This is a genomic window from Arthrobacter sp. 01L42, assembly GCF_056400005.1.
Genome location: NZ_JBFTSL010000003.1, coordinates 133,767 through 151,095, shown reverse-complemented (window position 1 = coordinate 151,095; position 17,329 = coordinate 133,767). Strand labels below are relative to the sequence as shown.

The 17,329-nt window shown below is 68.5% G+C and carries 16 protein-coding genes; 10 read left to right on the top strand and 6 right to left on the bottom strand.

The window, feature by feature from the left end:
• Position 1: 1 nt before the first annotated feature.
• Positions 2-1,078, top strand: coding sequence for a DegV family protein (locus AC1DN2_RS03875; RefSeq protein ID WP_476849281.1), 1,077 nt, complete (start codon positions 2-4; stop codon positions 1,076-1,078).
• 110 nt (positions 1,079-1,188) lie between these two features.
• A complete protein-coding gene (locus AC1DN2_RS03870; protein WP_476849342.1) occupies positions 1,189-1,368 on the top strand; it encodes a hypothetical protein in 180 nt (59 codons plus the stop codon).
• On the opposite strand, the gene AC1DN2_RS03865 is transcribed toward AC1DN2_RS03870, so the two are convergent.
• Positions 1,352-1,879, bottom strand: a complete 528-nt coding sequence (locus AC1DN2_RS03865; RefSeq protein ID WP_476849280.1) for a hypothetical protein — start codon at positions 1,877-1,879, stop codon at positions 1,352-1,354. The genes AC1DN2_RS03870 and AC1DN2_RS03865 overlap by 17 nt on opposite strands.
• 886 nt (positions 1,880-2,765) lie before the next feature.
• Between AC1DN2_RS03865 and AC1DN2_RS03860 the strand changes: the two genes are divergently transcribed.
• From AC1DN2_RS03860 to holA, 3 genes are read left to right on the top strand one after another with little or no spacing between them, the layout of a single operon-like run.
• Complete coding sequence (locus tag AC1DN2_RS03860; RefSeq protein WP_476849279.1) at positions 2,766-3,437, top strand: ComEA family DNA-binding protein; 672 nt, start codon at positions 2,766-2,768, stop codon at positions 3,435-3,437.
• Between the two features lies 1 nt (position 3,438).
• Positions 3,439-5,487, top strand: a complete 2,049-nt coding sequence (locus AC1DN2_RS03855) for a ComEC/Rec2 family competence protein (protein ID WP_476849278.1) — start codon at positions 3,439-3,441, stop codon at positions 5,485-5,487.
• Entirely contained in the window at positions 5,421-6,437 is a 1,017-nt protein-coding gene (holA, locus tag AC1DN2_RS03850) for a DNA polymerase III subunit delta (RefSeq protein WP_028276695.1), read from the top strand. Before AC1DN2_RS03855 ends, holA begins: the two co-directional genes overlap by 67 nt.
• Before the next feature lie 269 nt (positions 6,438-6,706).
• Here holA and rpsT read toward each other — a convergent pair whose 3' ends face one another.
• Both rpsT and AC1DN2_RS03840 read right to left on the bottom strand, forming a co-directional pair.
• Positions 6,707-6,967 carry a 30S ribosomal protein S20 gene (gene rpsT, locus AC1DN2_RS03845; protein ID WP_018773112.1) on the bottom strand — a complete coding sequence of 87 codons (261 nt, stop codon included), beginning with the start codon at positions 6,965-6,967 and terminating at the stop codon, positions 6,707-6,709.
• 203 nt (positions 6,968-7,170) lie between these two features.
• A complete protein-coding gene (locus AC1DN2_RS03840; protein ID WP_476849277.1) occupies positions 7,171-7,776 on the bottom strand; it encodes a type II toxin-antitoxin system PemK/MazF family toxin in 606 nt (201 codons plus the stop codon).
• A 360-nt stretch (positions 7,777-8,136) separates the two neighbouring features.
• Here AC1DN2_RS03840 and lepA point away from each other — a divergent pair, with 360 nt between their 5' ends.
• Both lepA and hemW read left to right on the top strand, forming a co-directional pair.
• Positions 8,137-9,990: a translation elongation factor 4 gene (gene lepA, locus AC1DN2_RS03835; protein WP_026266375.1), complete on the top strand. Its 1,854-nt coding sequence runs from the start codon at positions 8,137-8,139 to the stop codon at positions 9,988-9,990.
• 45 nt (positions 9,991-10,035) lie between these two features.
• Entirely contained in the window at positions 10,036-11,274 is a 1,239-nt protein-coding gene (gene hemW, locus AC1DN2_RS03830; protein WP_476849276.1) for a radical SAM family heme chaperone HemW, read from the top strand.
• Between the two features lie 125 nt (positions 11,275-11,399).
• Here hemW and AC1DN2_RS03825 read toward each other — a convergent pair whose 3' ends face one another.
• Both AC1DN2_RS03825 and AC1DN2_RS03820 read right to left on the bottom strand, forming a co-directional pair.
• Complete coding sequence (locus AC1DN2_RS03825; RefSeq protein WP_026537291.1) at positions 11,400-11,819, bottom strand: DUF4870 domain-containing protein; 420 nt, start codon at positions 11,817-11,819, stop codon at positions 11,400-11,402.
• 143 nt (positions 11,820-11,962) lie between these two features.
• Positions 11,963-12,814 carry a DUF3097 domain-containing protein gene (locus AC1DN2_RS03820; RefSeq protein WP_476849275.1) on the bottom strand — a complete coding sequence of 284 codons (852 nt, stop codon included), beginning with the start codon at positions 12,812-12,814 and terminating at the stop codon, positions 11,963-11,965.
• Positions 12,815-13,131: 317 nt separating this feature from the next.
• Here AC1DN2_RS03820 and hrcA point away from each other — a divergent pair, with 317 nt between their 5' ends.
• From hrcA to AC1DN2_RS03805, 3 genes are all read left to right on the top strand, one after another.
• Positions 13,132-14,145 (top strand): heat-inducible transcriptional repressor HrcA, encoded by a 1,014-nt coding sequence (hrcA, locus tag AC1DN2_RS03815; RefSeq protein WP_476849274.1) that lies wholly within the window; start codon positions 13,132-13,134, stop codon positions 14,143-14,145.
• Between the two features lie 78 nt (positions 14,146-14,223).
• Positions 14,224-15,354, top strand: coding sequence for a molecular chaperone DnaJ (gene dnaJ / locus AC1DN2_RS03810; RefSeq protein ID WP_028276700.1), 1,131 nt, complete (start codon positions 14,224-14,226; stop codon positions 15,352-15,354).
• A 2-nt stretch (positions 15,355-15,356) separates the two neighbouring features.
• Positions 15,357-16,145: a 16S rRNA (uracil(1498)-N(3))-methyltransferase gene (locus AC1DN2_RS03805; RefSeq protein WP_476849273.1), complete on the top strand. Its 789-nt coding sequence runs from the start codon at positions 15,357-15,359 to the stop codon at positions 16,143-16,145.
• 50 nt (positions 16,146-16,195) lie between these two features.
• Here the strand turns inward: AC1DN2_RS03805 and AC1DN2_RS03800 are convergent, their stop codons facing one another.
• Positions 16,196-17,077, bottom strand: coding sequence for a GerMN domain-containing protein (locus tag AC1DN2_RS03800; RefSeq protein WP_253906772.1), 882 nt, complete (start codon positions 17,075-17,077; stop codon positions 16,196-16,198).
• Positions 17,078-17,329: the final 252 nt, after the last annotated feature.

The window sequence follows — 17,329 nt, the reverse complement described above, 5'->3', positions numbered from 1 at the left end:
CGTGCCACACCGCGAGCCGTCAGGCTGGCCATGGCTGCGCGAGCGGCTTGTTCGCCTGCGGCAGGGGTCCCGGGACAGCATCCCCGAAGCGGCTCCCGCCGCCGTCGTGCAGGTTGCGGTGGTCACAGACTCTGCCGCCGCGCTGCCCGCGGACTGGGTACGGGCTTTCGCTGCTGACGGCCGGCTCACCGTGGTCCCGATGCCCGTGATGATCGGCGCCGAAATCTACGGCGAGGGTGAGGACGACATTGCGGAGACCATCGCCGTGGCCCTGGCCAGCGGCAAGCCCGTCAAGACCTCGCGTCCGTCACCGGGGCAGTTTGAACACGCCTACCGGGAGGCCAGCGAGCGTGGCTTCCAGTCGGTGGTCTCCATTCACATCTCGGCGGGGCTGTCCGGGACAGCCGACGCCGCCCGCCTGGCAGCCCAACGGGTCGGCATACCCGTAGAGGTCCTCGACTCCCGGACGGTCGGAATGGCCCAGGGGATGGGCGTGCAGGGCGCGGTGGTCGCGGCCGCCGACGGCAGGAGCGCGGCCGACGTGTTGGCCTTCGCGCAGGACCGGCTGGACCGCACCAAAGTGTACTTCTATGTCCCGACCCTGGAACAGTTGCGCCGGGGCGGCCGGATCGGGGCGGCGGCCTCGCTCTGGGGGACCATGTTCTCCATCAAACCCATCCTGGCGGTGGAAGACGGCCGGATCATCCCGCTGGAAAAAGTCCGGTCAGCGGCGAAGGCCATCGCACGCCTGGAAGAAATCGTGGCCGCGGACGCCTCCGGCCGCCCTGCCGGGCAGGCGCGGCTGGCTGTGCACCACTTTGGCAACCAGGCCGAGGCTGAAGACCTTGCCCGGCGCCTGGCCGTGGCATTACCGGCATGTCCGCCGGCCCAGATCAGCGCTCTCCCGGCAGTCCTGGCGGCCCACGCCGGGCTCGGTGTGCTCGCCGTGATCGTGGGGGAGGGCAGCACCCCTGCTGCAGCGAAACCCGATGCCTTCCCCGGGGACATCGCCAGCCCGGACAGCGGGGAAGCGCACCCTGGCAGGGCTGCGGCCGAAGCGACGGAAACCGGCGACTAGCGCGGCGGGTCCATCCGCTCGGACGCCGGACTCTGGCCGTGAACGGGCGGCGGCGGTAAAGTCACTCCACCGAACCCAGCGAACCAGCGAATCCGGAGGCCGCCATGGCAATGCAGGTGCACCACGTAGTCCAGTTCGATCGCGACGTTGCCGAAGAGGTGACCAAGTGGCTGAAATACCTCAAAGGCCAAGTGACCAGCGTTCAATTCCTCACCACCACGGTCCCGGATCCCAAGGCTGCGGATAAATGGCGCGTGCAGTACGAGGCATACATCACCTATCAGAAGTGAACCCCCGACTGTAGCTGCGTTTCAGGGGGTAGGCACGGGCGATGTCCGTCCGGGCGTGGGCGATGCTGTACGCGCGGGTGTGGCTGGTTCCGTTGGCGCTGTCTCTGGCGTTGTAGCTGACACGGTGGTTGGTGGGGCGGTGGTTGGTGGGGCGGCCGGCTCGGACGTTGGCGGGGCGGGCGTTTCCGGGACCGTTGGTGGGGCGGCCGGCGCGGACGTTGGCTCGGTGGTCGTTTCCGGGACCGTCGGTGGCGCGGCCGGCTCGGACGTTGGTGCGGCGGGTGTTTCCGGGACCGTCGGCACGGTGACTGGCGCGGACGTTGGCTCGGTGGTCGGTATGACGGTTGGCGTCGTGGGCGCGGGTACCGACACTGACGTTGGTGGAGTCGTTGGCGTTAGGGAGGCCGGCGGGGCTGTGGGAGGCGGAGTCGTTGGCGGCGGGGTTGGCCCGGGGGCTGGCTGATTCGGCCCGATAGTGTAGCTGGGCTGCTGGCCTGAGCCGTTGACCCACAGGGCGGCCTGCACCCGGCGGGCACTTCCGGGCTCCAGCCACCAGAGCACCTGTACGTTGCAGTGGTAGACAATCGTGACATTGGCGACGGCGCCCTGCGGCGGAACTGCATGGATCGAGGTGGCGGCTGTTTGGGTGGTCCAGATGAAATTCTGGTCGGCAGTCATTCCGGCCGTGCCGTCGACCGAAACATGCGCTATGCCGTACAGACCGTACTGGGGGCAGAAACTGCTTTCCAGAGAAAAATTGACCACCTGGGTTGAGGCGGCTTGCGTTGTGTCTGCCACGACCGGCGGGGCTGGCAGCATGGTGCCGCCAAGCGCCAGCACCGCCGCGGGCCCAAACAACCACTTCATTGCACACCAGCTTTCGACGCCTGAAATTTACCTCCAGGCGATCAGGGTTGCCCCCAGCCGGCAAAGTCTTCTCGATTGGATGCAGACGTTACCACCGGGTCCGGGCGGGCACCAGCGTAGGGAATACTTGCCTGATGCCGCGGATCTACGCGTATTACTCAGGTATATCCACATACGCCCGGTCCCCGGTATCAGCGGGGGTGAGGGCTGCCTAGAGTCGTTCCATGCCACGGCGCAACCAGGGAACTGAATCCGCCACAGGCGTCAGGGTTGCCCGTGATCGCCTGGCAGCGACGCGCTGGGCTGCCCGGGGTGCGGAAGATACTGCGGAGCCGGGCGAATCCCCGGCTCCGGGCCGGGAACCGGGCGACTCAGCGGGGCTGTTGGAGTTGCAGGTTCCGGCGCCCGGCAGCCCTGTCCCGGTCCGGGCTGATGGCGTCCTCGCTGCTGGACGATGCGTCGGTGGCGACCCTTCACACCATGCGGATGAAACCCGCGGGTACCGCCGGGGAAGAAGGCCGACGCTGGCTATGCGATTTCGGGCCAGGACAGGGGTTAAGGCCGCTGCCCTGCTGGGCGTCCTTGCCGTGGTGCTGGGCGGCTGCTTCTGGTGGCAGGCCGGAACCGGCGGCGCGCAGGTGGTGGCTCTCAGCGACTCCGCCCCCGCCGCCGAGGAAGCACCCGATCCGGCGGATGACGGGTCAACCGCGCCGCCGGGAGATGAGGCCACCGCGGCGCCCGAAAGGATCGAGGTCCATGTTGCCGGTGCCGTGGCCAGCCCGGGGGTGGTTCAACTGCCGGCAGGAAGCCGGCTGCATGAGGCGATTGCAGCGGCGGGCGGGCCCACGGTTCTCGGGGATCCGGACCGGCTCAACCTGGCCGCCGTGCTTGAGGATGGGCAGAAGGTCCTGGTGCCCATCCGCGGCGAACCCGGTCAGGCCGATACGCCCACGGACGGCTCACCTGCGCCCGGTTCCGGTCCGGGCGGCACGGGGCCAGTCGGCGGGGGCGGGAAGGTCAACCTCAACACCGCCGGCCTTGAGGAACTCGGGACCCTCCCGCGCGTCGGGCCGGTGCTGGCGCAGCGGATCGTGGATTGGCGCCAGCAGCACGGGCGGTTCAAGACAGTGCAGGAGCTCGACGCCGTCGACGGGATCGGTCCGAAGTTGCTCGAGGCCCTGCTCCCGTTGGTGGGTATCTGACGTGGCAAATCCTGAGATGGAAAAGCCGGACACTGCACAGCCTGGCACTGCACGGCGTGGCGTGGACCGGACCGGCCCGCTGGGTTCTGTGGCGGTCCCGCAGAGTCGCTGGCAGCGCTACGTCGATGCGGCCGTCGATTCCCCGGCGCGTGCGGAGCACGAGGATCCGGTGGCCTCCGGCCGGATCCGCGGATCCGGCAAACCCGCGCGAGACACCGCCGCGCGTCGGCGCCCGATCGAACGGACACGACGGACGGACCTTCGTCTGGTGCTCCCGGCACTTCTTGTCTGGGGGACCGCCGTTGCCGGAAACTGGCTGTCCCCTGCAGGGCTGGCCGGTCTCTGCACGGCGCTGGCGGCGGCCGGAGGCATGCTCTTCCTGGCCGGTCGCGTCATCCTCGGCCGTTCTGGGCTCCGCCCGGCGAGGGAGCGGGGCGCCAGGATTGGGCGGGGTGGCCACGGGCGCGGCCGCAGCGCCGGGCAGGCGGTTCCGCGCAGCATTCGCGCCACAGTGGCAGCGGCGCTGCTGTTGTCCTCCGCGGCAGGCTCACACGCCGCCGTCGAGGTCTCCCGGCGGCACGACGGCGCCATCGCAGAAGCTGTGGCCGCCCGCGCGGCCGTCGTCGCGGAACTGGAAATTGCAGGCGCCCCACGGCCGCTCAGGATTCCCGGTGCCGGTGGCCTGCCGGACCGCTGGGCAGTTCCCGTGATCCTGACGGCGATGACCTTCGGCGGCCACAGGGTCGCCGGAGACGCACGGATCGTGGTCATGGGCGGGGCCACCTGGGGAGACGCCGTTCCGGGCCAGCTCCTGCGCGCCACAGGCAAACTCCGTCCCGCCGCGCCAGGGGAGCCGGAGGCCGGACTCCTGGCAGCGACGTCTGCGCCAACCCTGCTGCGGGGACCCGGGCCCTGGCAGCAGGGTCCCGGGGAGCTTCGCCGCGCCTTCACCGCCGCGGCGGCAAGGTTCGGGGGCGACGCCGGCGGGCTGCTGCCCGGCATGGTCACCGGCGACACCAGCGCCCTGGACCCCGAGTTGGAAGCCGCCATGAAGACCGTCGGGATGACGCACCTGACCGCCGTCAGCGGGGCCAACTGCAGCCTGATCCTCGGGACGCTGCTGCTCGCCGCCCGCACGTTCCGCCTTCCGCGCGCGGCCGCTGCCGCGGCCAGCCTCGCGGGGCTGGCGCTGTTCGTCCTCATGGTGGGACCGGATCCGAGTGTGCTGCGGGCCGCACTCATGGGCAGCATCGGCCTCGCGTCCGTAGCTCTTGGCCGGGCGGGGCGCGGACTCAGCCTGCTCTGTGTTGCCGTCATCGGCCTGCTGCTGGCGCAGCCGGTCCTGGCTGCCAGCTTCGGATTCCTGCTCTCGGTCCTGGCCACGCTGGGAATCGTGGTCGCCGGACGCCGCATCATGGACTGGCTGCCGCCTTCGGTGCCGCGCTGGGCGGCAGCCGGCGTCGCCGTACCCCTGTCCGCCCAGCTCTTCTGCGCCCCGGCGATCGTGTTGTTGCAGCCGCAGTTCGGCGCCTACACCCTGCCCGCGAATGTGGCCGCCGCAGCGGTCGTGGCGCCAGTTACACTCCTCGGCACGGCCGCCGTGGTGCTCCTGCCCGCTCTCCCGGCCGCAGCGGGCCTCCTCATGGCCGCCGCTGCTGCCTTCGCAGGTGCGGTGGCGGGGGTCGCCCGGTTCTTCGCGGCACTCCCGGGCGCCGCCCTGCCGTGGCCGGAAGGAGTCTTCGGTGCAGCCACCATGGGAATCTTTTCCGCGGCTGTGCTGGCGGCGGCGTGGCTCGCCCTGCACCCTGCCGCGGCCGCCCGTGGCGTCCTCGCGGCACACGCACGGGTGGTCGCCGTCCTCGACGGACCCTCGCATGCGGCGGCACGGTCAGCCGTCCGGCGGGCCGTCAGCCGCGGCTTGGAGCACCGGTCCGGGCGTGGGACGCTTAGAGTCCGCAAACCAACTTCCGGGAGGAATCGAGAGTGGCTGCTGCCCAGACCCAACGGCCCAGGACCTCGGCGTCGAACACCGCCACCTGGCGCGATGTGACACCTGCTGCCGTCGTCCTGGTGGGCGGTCCGGAAGACTACATAGGTGCCCGGGCCATGGACCGTATCCGCGCGCAGGTCCGCGCGGTGGCGCCCGACGTCGAAATTACGCGGCTCAATGCCGGCAGCTACACGGCCGGGTCCCTGGCCATGAACGTCAGCCCTTCACTGTTCGGCGAACAAAAGCTCATCGAGGTCGACGGGCTCGAGGCGATGAACGATGCCTTCCTCGCCGATGCCCTGAAGTATGTGGTCCAGCCCGAACCGGAGGCCTTCCTGGTGCTCCGCCACGGCGGGGGAGTCCGCGGCAAGAAGCTGCTGGACGCCATCAAGGCCGCGGGCTGGCCCGTTGTCGACTGCCAGCCGCTCAAGAAAGACGCCGAGAAGATCGCCTTCGTCACGGCGGAGTTCCGGGCGGCCTCCCGGCGTATCGACCCCGACGCCGTGCACGCCCTGGTCAATGCGGTTGGCGCGCAGCTCGCGGAGCTCGCCGCCGCCTGCAGCCAGCTGATCGCTGACGCCACCACCGGCGTGGACGCGGCCATGGTGGACAAGTACTACGGCGGCCGGGTCGAGGCAACGGGTTTCAAGGTCGCCGACGCCGCGATGGCCGGCAACGGCCCGCTGGCCCTCTCCACACTTCGCCACGCCCTGGCCACCGGCGCGGACCCGGTGCCGATCGTGGCTGCCCTGGCGTCGAAGTTGCGTTCCCTGGCCAAGGTGGCCGGCGCGCAGGGGTCGTCGTCGCAGATCGCCAAGCAACTGGGTATGCAGCCCTGGCTCGTCGAACAGGCCCAGCGGGAAGTCCGGCGCTGGACGCCCGAGGGGCTGGTCCGCTCGATCCAGGTCACCGCCGAGGCCGACGCCCAGGTCAAGGGCCTCTCCCGGGATCCTGTCTATGCCGTGGAACATGCGGTAACGGTGATTGCCACCTCGGCCAGGAGTTCCTGACACCCGCGTTCGAACCCAGGGCCCGGCGTGTTGGCCCTGCGGGTCCGGCCGGACCTGGGCCCGGCGTGTTGGCCCTGCGAGTCCGGCCGGACCAGGTGCGGCGGTGTCGGCCCTGCTGGCGCGGACGCGGCAGCGGGCAGCCGGCGGCGTACCGGAGTCGTACGAGAACGGGTGCGGAGTCGGCCCCCTTGCGGAACCGGTTTAACTGGATGTGGCCGGCACCCCAGGGGGTGCCGGCCACAATCATCAGTTCAAGTGAACTGGAAACCTTAGAGCGCGTTGACCTTCTTGGAGATGGCCGACTTGCGGTTTGCAGCGTTGTTCTTGTGGAGAACACCCTTGCTGACGGCCTTGTCCAGCTTGCGGCTGGCAGAAAGCAGTGCAACAGCCGCAGCATCCTTGTCGGTGGACTCAACGGCGGTGTTGACGGCGCGGATGGCCGTCTTCAGCTCAGACTTGACTGCGTTGTTGCGCAGGCGAGCCTTTTCGTTGGTCAGGATGCGCTTCTTCTGGGACTTGATATTAGCCACGTGTGAACTCTCTTTTTCAATGCGGAAAATGGTCTAGAGGGCTTTCAGATTGGCCATTGACTGAGCGGCGTGGGGATACCTATGGCGACCAACCATCTGTGGCCGTCGACCTGCACGGACACACAGCTGTAAATAATAGCAGAGATCAACGTGCAGGCACGAGTGCGGGTGGCGATCCGCCGCCGCGCGCGGTGTCCGCCGGGTCAGCTCCAGCCGTGCCGCTGCCGCAGCGCGGCCGCGATGTGGTTGAAGCGGCCTGCGTCCAGGATCGCTCCTTCGCGCCGGATGTCCTTCGCGTTGATCTGCAGAACCCGGTCCAGCTTCGCTTCGCTGGGCCGCCACTGGCGGTCCCAGGGTCCCGTGCCGATGTCCACATAGTCATCCGACCGGCGGGAGTCGCCGTCGTGGTCCTTGCTCGTCAGCATCAGGCCCAACAAATACCGGCCGCTGGTGCCCACCAGCAGCACCGGACGGTCCTTGCCCTGGGAGTAGTCCTCTTCGTAGGGCACCCAGGTCCAGACGATTTCGCCGGGCTCGGGCAGGCCGTTGGGTGCGGGGGCATAGCGGACGGCGGCCCGGCCCTGGAAGTCGCCGGGATATGTCCCGGTCAGTCCGGCGGCGGGGGTGCCCCCTGTGGAGCGGGCCGGGGTGCCGGGACGCGCCTGGCCCGGACGCCGCTTCGCCGCAGGCTTTCGGGCGGGTTTTGCCGCAGGACCAGGGGTGGTTCCCGGTGCGGACCCGCCAAGTTTATCCAGGAAGCGCAGGGCATCGCGGACCGCGCCGCTGATCGATCGTAAGTTCCAAGCCATGGGGAAACCATACCGGCAACCCCTGCAGAGAACCGGGGCAAGGAAAGAGCGGGGGAGAGGTGGGGCAGAGGGTGGCCGCAGTCGGCTGGCGGCCAGGCAGGGGCGGACCCAGGCACGGCGCAGCACGCAGCCAGATCCGGGGGCCAACCGCAGCCGAGCCGAGGCCAGATCCGCGGGCGGAATCCCTCCGAGAGTCCACCGGACCCAGGAGAGTCCGCAACGCAACGCAGGGATGCACTGCCACTGGCCCGGACGTGGGAGACTATAGGGACAGAAATGCGCCACGTCGCAGGATGGCATACGAGCATCCGCACCGAGCCGTGGAAAAGCCAACCGTAATGCCAACAGTAAGGACCCTGCGTGTCTCCCATGGCCCGCACCGCCCCGGTGCCCGCCGCAACAGATCCGGCCATCATCCGGAACTTCTGCATCATTGCGCACATTGACCACGGCAAATCCACACTGGCCGACCGGATGCTCCAGTTCACCGGTGTTGTCCAGTCCCGTGACATGAAGGCCCAGTACCTGGACCGCATGGACATTGAGCGCGAACGCGGCATCACCATCAAATCCCAGGCCGTCCGCATGCCCTGGGAACTCGACGGCACCAGCTACGCGCTGAACATGATCGACACCCCCGGGCACGTCGACTTCACGTACGAGGTCTCCCGCTCGCTCGCGGCCTGCGAAGGCGCGATCCTGCTGGTGGACGCGGCCCAGGGCATCGAGGCCCAGACTCTCGCCAACCTCTACCTGGCGATGGAAAACAACCTCACCATCATTCCGGTCCTGAACAAGATCGACCTCCCGGCAGCCCAGCCCGAGAAATACGCGGCGGAACTCGCCAACCTGATCGGCGGCGACCCCGACGACGTGCTCCGCGTCTCCGGCAAGACCGGCATGGGCGTCGAGGTCCTGCTGGACAAGATCGTCCGCGACCTGCCGGCACCGGTGGGCGACCCGAACGCCCCCGCCCGGGCCATGATCTTCGACTCGGTCTACGACACCTACCGCGGTGTGGTCACCTACGTCCGCGTCGTCGACGGCATGCTGCACCCGCGTGAACGCATCCAGATGATGTCCACCCGTGCCACGCACGAGCTCCTTGAGATTGGTGTGAGCTCCCCGGAACCCACCCCCTCCAAGGGCCTTGGCGTCGGCGAGGTCGGCTACCTCATCACCGGTGTGAAGGACGTCCGCCTGTCCAAGGTGGGCGACACCGTCACCAACCTGGCCAAGCCTGCCACGGAGTCCCTCCCCGGCTACGCTGACGCCAAGCCGATGGTCTTCTCCGGCCTGTATCCGCTCGATGGCACGGACTATCCGGTGCTCCGCGATGCGCTGGAGAAGCTGATGCTCAACGACGCCGCACTGGTGTACGAGCCCGAAACGTCCGCCGCGCTGGGCTTCGGCTTCCGGGTGGGATTCCTGGGCCTGCTGCACCTGGAAATCACCCGCGAGCGGCTCGAACGCGAATACAACCTGGACCTCATTTCCACCGCGCCCAACGTGGAATACGAGGTCACGCTGGAGGACAAGAAGGTCGTCCACGTCACGAACCCCAGCGAATACCCCACCGGCAAGATCGCTGAGGTCCGTGAGCCGATGGTGTCCGCCACCATCCTTGCGCCGAACGAGTTTGTCGGCGCCATCATGGAGCTGTGCCAGAGCCGGCGCGGCGTCATGGGCGGCATGGACTACCTCTCCGAGGACCGGGTGGAAATCCGCTACCGCCTGCCGCTGGCCGAAATCGTCTTCGATTTCTTCGACATCCTCAAATCCAAGACCCGCGGCTACGGGTCACTGGACTGGAAGGCCGACGGCGAGCAGGTGGCCGACCTGGTCAAGGTGGACATCATGCTCCAGGGCGAACAGGTTGATGCGTTCTCCGCCATCACCCACCGCGACAAGGCCTACGCCTACGGCGTGATGATGACCGGCAAGCTGCGCGAACTCATCCCGCGCCAGCAGTTCGAGGTGCCCATCCAGGCCGCCATCGGCTCCAGGATCATCGCCCGCGAAAGCATCCGCGCCATCCGCAAGGACGTCCTTGCCAAGTGCTACGGCGGTGACATCACCCGAAAGCGCAAGCTGCTGGAAAAGCAGAAGGAAGGCAAGAAGCGCATGAAGATGGTGGGCCGCGTCGAGGTGCCGCAGGAGGCTTTCATCGCCGCGCTGACAACGGACGAGTCCAAGGACAAGGCCAAGAAGTAACGGTGCAGGTAATGATTGTTGCTGCAGTATCGGCAGGCCGGGCCCGTGCCTAGCGTTCTTCCCCTCGGCGACCCGGCGCCGGCGGACGGGCTGCTGCCCGCCCAGGCGGGCGTGGGCGCCGATCAGCGCGCATTCGGGCTGTACGTGCACATCCCGTTCTGCGCGGTCCGCTGCGGGTACTGCGATTTCAACACCTACACCGCCACGGAGCTGGGCGGCGGGGCCTCCCAGGACGCCTACGCCTCCACCGCGATCGCGGAAGTGGAGTTCGCCGCCGCGGCCCTGAAGGGCAGCGGCCTGCCCGACCGCCCCCTCAGTACGGTCTTCTTCGGCGGCGGCACTCCCACCCTGCTGCCGGCGGAGGACCTGGCGCGCATACTCAGCGCCGCGATCGACGCTTGGGGACTGCAGCCCGGCGCCGAGGTGACCACCGAGGCGAACCCCGATTCCGTCACGCCCGCATCCCTGCAGCTGCTGGCCGACGCCGGGTTCACCCGCGTTTCGTTCGGCATGCAGTCGGCCGTGCCGCACGTCCTGAAGGTCCTGGACCGCACCCACACGCCCAGCCGGGTGCCCGAGGTGGTGCAGTGGGCACGGCAGGCGGGACTCGCGGTCAGCCTTGACCTGATCTACGGCACGCCGGGGGAATCCTTGGCTGACTGGCGCTACTCGCTCGAGACCGCACTGTCCTACGCCCCCGACCACATCAGCGCCTATGCCCTGATCGTTGAAGACGGCACCAAGCTTGCCGCGCAGATCCGCCGTGGCGAAGTGCCGGAAATCGACGACGACGACCACGCCGCCAAATACGAACTCGCCGACGAACTGATTTCCGCCGCCGGGCTCAACTGGTACGAGGTCAGCAACTGGTCCCGCACCCCCGAACAGGCCTGCCGGCACAACCTCGCTTACTGGCGCGGGGACGACTGGTGGGGCATCGGGCCGGGGGCGCACTCGCACGTGGGCGGCGTCCGCTGGTGGAACGTCAAGCACCCCACCGCCTACGCCAACCGCCTCGGCGCCGGCGCCTCACCCGCCGCCGGACGCGAAACGCTGAACTCTGAAACCCGTAACGTGGAACGGGTCATGCTCGAGGCCCGGCTCAATTCCGGGCTCGACATCCCAAGCCTCGGCGGCCTGGGGGACACCGGCAGGCACGCTGTGGCGGGGCTGATCGCGGACGGCCTCGTGGACCCCGCGGCGGCTTTCAAAGGCAGGCTCATTCTCACCCTTAAGGGCCGGCTGCTGGCCGACGCCGTCGTCCGCAGGATCCTGCCGGACTAGTCTGCCGGCAAAACTTCCACGACTTGGCTGCCCGCATCAGCGGCCACAACACCCTGCCGCACAAAAGAGAGCCGGCCGTTGCCCTGACGGGCGGCGGCCGGCTCTCTTGCTTGGGTCCGGGCCGGCTATTTGATCCAGCGCAGGTTGAACTCGTAGCGGTGCGGCTGGCCGCGGTTGACGTGGATGCCTGCGGCCACCGAGAAGCACGTCACGGCGATCCAGATCACCGTGGCGAGCACGGCGAAGAGGTTGCCCACCACCGGGATGAAGACCAGCAGATTGGCCAGCACCGCGGCCAGGGTCGGCGGCAGCGTGAAATTGAGGGCTTCCTTGGATTCCTGTGCCGTGAACGGGCCGCGGTCCTTGAAGATGAGGTAGATCAGCAGCGACGGCACGCAGCCCAGGATGCCGCCGAAGTGCGCGAGCGTGGCCCACTGGCGGTCCTCGCTGGCCGTCAGCGGCAGCGCGTTTGCCGGAACGCCATGGTACGGGGGCTGGCCATGGCCAGCCTGATTGCCCGTGTGTTCGCGTGCGTTATCTGCCACGGTGTAGCCCTTCGGATTGCGGTGATGCGTTGCTGCCTGGGTTGTGCCTGAAATAGCCGGGACCGCGCTGGAAGCGCGGCCGCCGTTTCAAGAATACTTGCTCGGGCAAGGAAATGGAGATCAGGGGCGGCCGCCGCGGCGGACTAGGGCACGGTGAGGAAGTCAATGACCTCTTCCACGCGGCCAAGCAGCGACGCCTCCAGATCAGCGTAGCTGCGGACAGCCCCCAGGAGTTTCTGCCAGCCGAGGCCGATGTCCTCCTTCGTGGAGTGGGGCCACCCGAAAGCCATCAGGATCCCGGTCTTCCAGTCCGTGCCGCGGGGGATCACGGGCCACTGCTCGATCCCCAGGACCGAGGGCCGGATGGCCTGCCACACGTCCACGTAGGGGTGCCCCACAATCAGGACGTTGCCTGCGGCGCCCGGTGAGGCCATGACGGCGTCGGCGATCCGCGACTCCTTGGAGTCGGCCACCAAGTGGTCTACGAGCACGCCGAGGCGCCGGCCAGGGCCCGGGCGGAAGTCCGCCACGGCGGCCGCGAGGTCGTCAATGCCGTGCAGGGGCTCGACGACGATGCCCTCCACCCGGAGGTCATCGCCCCAGACCTTCTCCACCAGCTCGGCGTCGTGCTTTCCTTCCACCCAGATGCGGCTGGCCTTGGCCACCTGTGCGCGCTGCCCGGCCACCCGCACCGAGCCCGACGCCGTGCGGCCGGCACCGGCGGCCGGTGCCGTCTTTTTCGGGGCCGGCGGCATCAGGCGGATGGGCTGGCCGTCCAAGAGGAAGCCGAAGCCGAGGCGGAAGGACCGCGACTTGCCCCGCCGGTCCTCCAGCGCCACCACGTGCATGCCGCCGGACTTCTCCACCCGGGTTACGGCGCCCACCCAGCCGGACTGGACCTCCTCGAGGACCATCCCGCGTTCCACCGGGACTTCCGGCAACTGGGTCTTGGCGGGGGCGGACAGGTCCTGGGGTCCCCAGTTCTGGTACGACATCTCTTCACGCTTACTTTGCACTCGGAATGTACGGCGGTCGGTGGAACTCTCCGGGGGCCGGAACCGGACCGCGACGGCGCGGCAACGGCAGCATCTGCCACGGTCTCGGCGCCGGCGTGACGGGAATCGCGTTCCCGCGGGCCACGCCTGGAGCGAATCCAATGCTAACAACGCGGCGACTCATATTAGACTGGTTAGCACTTAGGCATGTCGAGTGCTAACCCTTGTCCTGTGGCGGGCCGTCCGTGCACCACTGGTGGACCCGGACCGGACGCGGGGGTGGCACCGGCTGCGGGACAGTCGATTGGAGGTGGAGCGTGAGCGAACCGCGCAAACTCGAAGTGCTGCGCGCCATCGTGGAGGACTACGTCCATTCGCGTGAGCCCGTTGGTTCCAAAGCGCTCGTTGAACGGCACCATCTCGGCGTCTCGAGCGCCACGATCCGAAATGACATGGCGGCGCTGGAAGACGAGGGCCTGATCACGGCACCGCACACGAGTGCAGGCCGGATCCCCACTGACAAGGGCTACCGGTTGTTCGTCGACCAGATCTCAGCGGTGAAGCCGTTGTCCCAGGCCGAGCGCCGGGCCATCCAGGCGCTGCTGGAAGGATCCGAGGACCTCGACGACATCCTTGACCGGACCGTGAGGCTCCTCTCGCACCTGACCAACCAGGTCGCCGTCGTGCAGTATCCGCTGCTCAGCCGCGCCCGGGTGCGGCACATTGAGTTCGTGCTGCTGGCGCCCAGGAAAGTGCTGGCTGTTCTGATCGCTGACACGGGCAAGGTGGAGCAGCGCGTGATCGACGTCGGGCAGGACATTCCCGACGACGCGCTGTCGGAATTGCGGAGCAGTTTTCTGGCCAGCCTCTCCGGTACGCCGCTGAGCCTGATGCCGCAGCTGCTGCCCGCCGTCGTTGCCGGTGGCCCGCCCGCGCGGCGCGGAGCAGCCCAGGCGCTGGCCCGCGGTCTTGAGGCCCTGGCCACGAGCAGCCGTGAAGAGCGCATGGTCATGGCCGGCACCGCCAACCTGGCCCGCTCCAATGTGGACTTCCCGCTCAGCATCGGCCCCGTGCTGGAGGCCCTCGAGGAACAGGTGGTCATGCTCCGCCTGCTCAGCGAAATGGCCGAAGACCCGCGCGGCGTGACCGTCAGCATCGGCCGGGAAAACCCCTACGACGGTCTCGCCGAGGCCTCGGTCGTGGCCACCGCCTACGGGCCGGACGCCACGGCCAAGGTCGGAGTGCTTGGGCCCACCCGGATGGACTATCCCACCACCATGGCCGCCGTCCGAGCGGTGGCCCGCTACCTTTCGAGGATCCTGGGGCCCTGACAGGCCCGGGACCGAAAACGACTTCTTGCCCCACAGGCAGTGCCCCACAGGCAGTACAACAAGGAAGAGATACACACTTTGAGCAGCCACTACGACGTTCTTGGAGTCTCCCGCGACGCATCGGGGGAGGAGATCAAGAAGGCCTACCGGAAACTGGCCCGGACCCTGCACCCGGACGTGAACCCCGGGGAGGACGCCTCGGACAGGTTCAAGGCCGTCACGCACGCCTACGAGGTCCTCTCCGATCCGCAGAAGCGCCGGGTCTATGACACCACCGGCAACGAGAACGGCACCGACAACGGGTTCGGCGGCGGCAGCTACTCGGGCCAGGGCTTCGCCTTCCAGGACATCTTCGAGACCTTCTTCGGCGCCGGTGGCGGCCAGGGCGGCCCGGCGTCCCGGGTCCGCCGCGGCCAGGACGCGCTGATCAGCGTCCGGATCGACCTCCGCGATGCGGTGTTCGGCGTGAACAAAAAGCTCGAGGTCGACACGGCCGTCATCTGCCCCACCTGCGAGGGATCCTGCTGCCGGGAGGGCACCCACCCGGTCCGCTGCGACATCTGTGGCGGCAGCGGTCAGGTCCAGCGCGCCGTGCGGTCCATCCTGGGCCAGGTCATGACGTCCGCCCCCTGCGGGTCTTGCGAGGGCTTCGGCACCGTCATCAAGGACCCGTGCAACGAATGCAGCGGCCAGGGCCGGATCCGCAGCCGCCGCTCGCTGACCGTCAAGGTCCCGGCCGGCGTGGCCACCGGCACCCGCATCCAGCTGTCCGGCCAGGGCGAGGCCGGCCCTGCCGGCGGCCCCGCCGGGGACCTGTACGTGGAGATCAGGGTCAACAACGACGCCACTTACGTGCGCGAGGGCGATGACCTGCACGCGAGCCTCAACATTCCCATGACGGCGGCCGCCCTCGGCACCGAAATATCCCTCGACACCTTCGACGGACAGCAGGAGATCGACGTCAAGGCCGGCACCCAGTCCGGCGAGATCATCACCCTTCGCGGTCTTGGCGTCACGCACCTGCGCGGCCACGGCCGCGGCGATCTGAAGGTGCACCTGCAGGTGGAAACACCGGTCAAGCTCGATCACGTCCAGGAGGAACTTCTCCGCCAGCTGGCCAAGCACCGTGGCGAGCACCTCACGGAAGGAAAGCTTGCGGCCAGCGGCGGCGTCTTCGCCAAACTGCGGGACCGGCTCGGTAACCTGTAGCGGTGAGTAACCCGGTCTTCTTCACCGCCCCAGGCACCCTGGACCAGCAGGTCCCCGGCTCGGCCTTCGTCCTCGAGGGAACCGAGGCCCGCCACGCCGTCACCGTCAAACGGATCGGCGTCGGCGAAGCCGTCGACATCGCGGACGGCGCAGGCAAGCGCCTGACCGGCACCGTGACAGCCGTCGCTGCCGGGGAGCTGAGCGTCGAATGCGTGGACCTGGCTGAGGAACCACGGCCAGGAACACGGCTGGTCCTGGTCCAGGCCCTGGCGAAGGGCGACCGCGATGAACTGGCGGCCGAGACCGCGACCGAGTTGGGCATCGACGCCGTCATTCCCTGGCAGGCCGAGCGGTCCATTGTGCGGTGGAAGGCTGAGCGGGCCGCGAAGGCGCATGCCAAGTGGCAGTCGGTGGTGACGGCAGCCGCCAAACAGGCGCGCCGGGCATGGATTCCCGAGGTCCGGGCCGCCGTCGACGGCGCCGGGTTGCAGGCGGCCGTAACGGCGGCAGACCTCGCCGTCATCCTGCACGAAGACGCCGTGCGCCCGCTGCGGCAGGTACTCGAGGCCTGGCTGGAAAGTGTCGGGCCCGGCGATGTTGTGGCAGATGATGCCGGATCCCGTGAGGTCCTGCTGATCGTGGGTCCGGAAGGCGGCATCAGCCCGCGGGAGGTGACCCGGCTTTGCGACGCCGGCGCAGTTACGGCCCTTTTGGGGCACCATGTGCTGCGTTCGTCCACGGCCGGGCCCGCCGCCACTGTGCTGGCCAGTGACATCCTCGGCCGCTGGTGACCTGCGGCAGCCGCCGCCGCAGGTGACGTGATGCCTTGTTGAGGTGACGGCTACTTGACCGTGAACCCGCGGGTGTCCTGGAATACTTCCTTGGCGCTGTCGGATGCGTCCACCTGGGACACCCGGACCTCGTAATTGCCCGGGCCGAGGTTCACGGACAAGGTGAACAGCCCGGGCCGGGCTGCATCGGCGGAGGCGGTGGCGCTGCCGTTGAGATACGCGGTCTTGGCGTTGTCGCCGTCGCCGTCGACCTTGAGGATCGCCCAGCGGAGCTTCCCGCCCTGGACGGTGCTGCGGCCGCTGATCTTGACCGAACCGTCGGCCACGGACGTGCCCTCCTGCGGATCAATGATCCACACTGGTGCCACCATCCCGGCGCTGCGGGAGGTCGGCTCGCCCAGGCGGACATGGTTGAAGGCGACGTAGTCGGTGTGACCGTCCACCAGCACAACCACCTGGACCTGCTGTCCGGCATCGATGAGGCCGGCGCTGGCCGCGGCAGCTGTCGCCGTGTAGACGAGCTGCTGGATGGCGCGCTCGGCCATGGCCGCATCCACGTTGCTGTTGAAGGCATCAGCGGAGACATCCACCGTGATGACGTTCTTGCCGGAAATCGACGTCGCCAGCTTCTTCGGATTTTGCCAGGGCGTGAAAAAATCCGGGTCCAGTGGCTTCTGCGACATCATGACCCGCAGGGCGCGGGTGACGGGATTGTCCTGATCCGGAACGTCGCGGAACTCGCGGTAGAGAAACGCGTTGTCATTGCCACGGCCGATCCAATACACCGGAGCCTTGTTCGACGTCTGGGCAGTCTCCAGCGGTGCGCTCGTGGTGGGGGCGCCCGACGCCGGGGCGGGAATGAGCTCTGATGGGCTGCTGGAATTCGTGATGCCGCTCTGCGGCGTCGCCACGCAGCCGGACAGGACGAGCACGGCAGGCAGCGCCAACGCCAGCGCGACGCGGCGGACGCGCCCCGCCGATGGCTGCTGAACTCCACGCTTCCTGATGCCGCTGTCCCTTCGTCGTACGCCCCGCGTTCCGCGGTGATGATCCGTTTGTAGCCGTCGTCGGCCGTCGACGGCCGCCCCATCCCTCACCGGCCGGAGACCGGCCCGGCGATCCCGGGACAGCCGGATTCCAGCATGGCACACGGGCGCGGCGCGGCAGCCGGGTTTGGGCCTTGG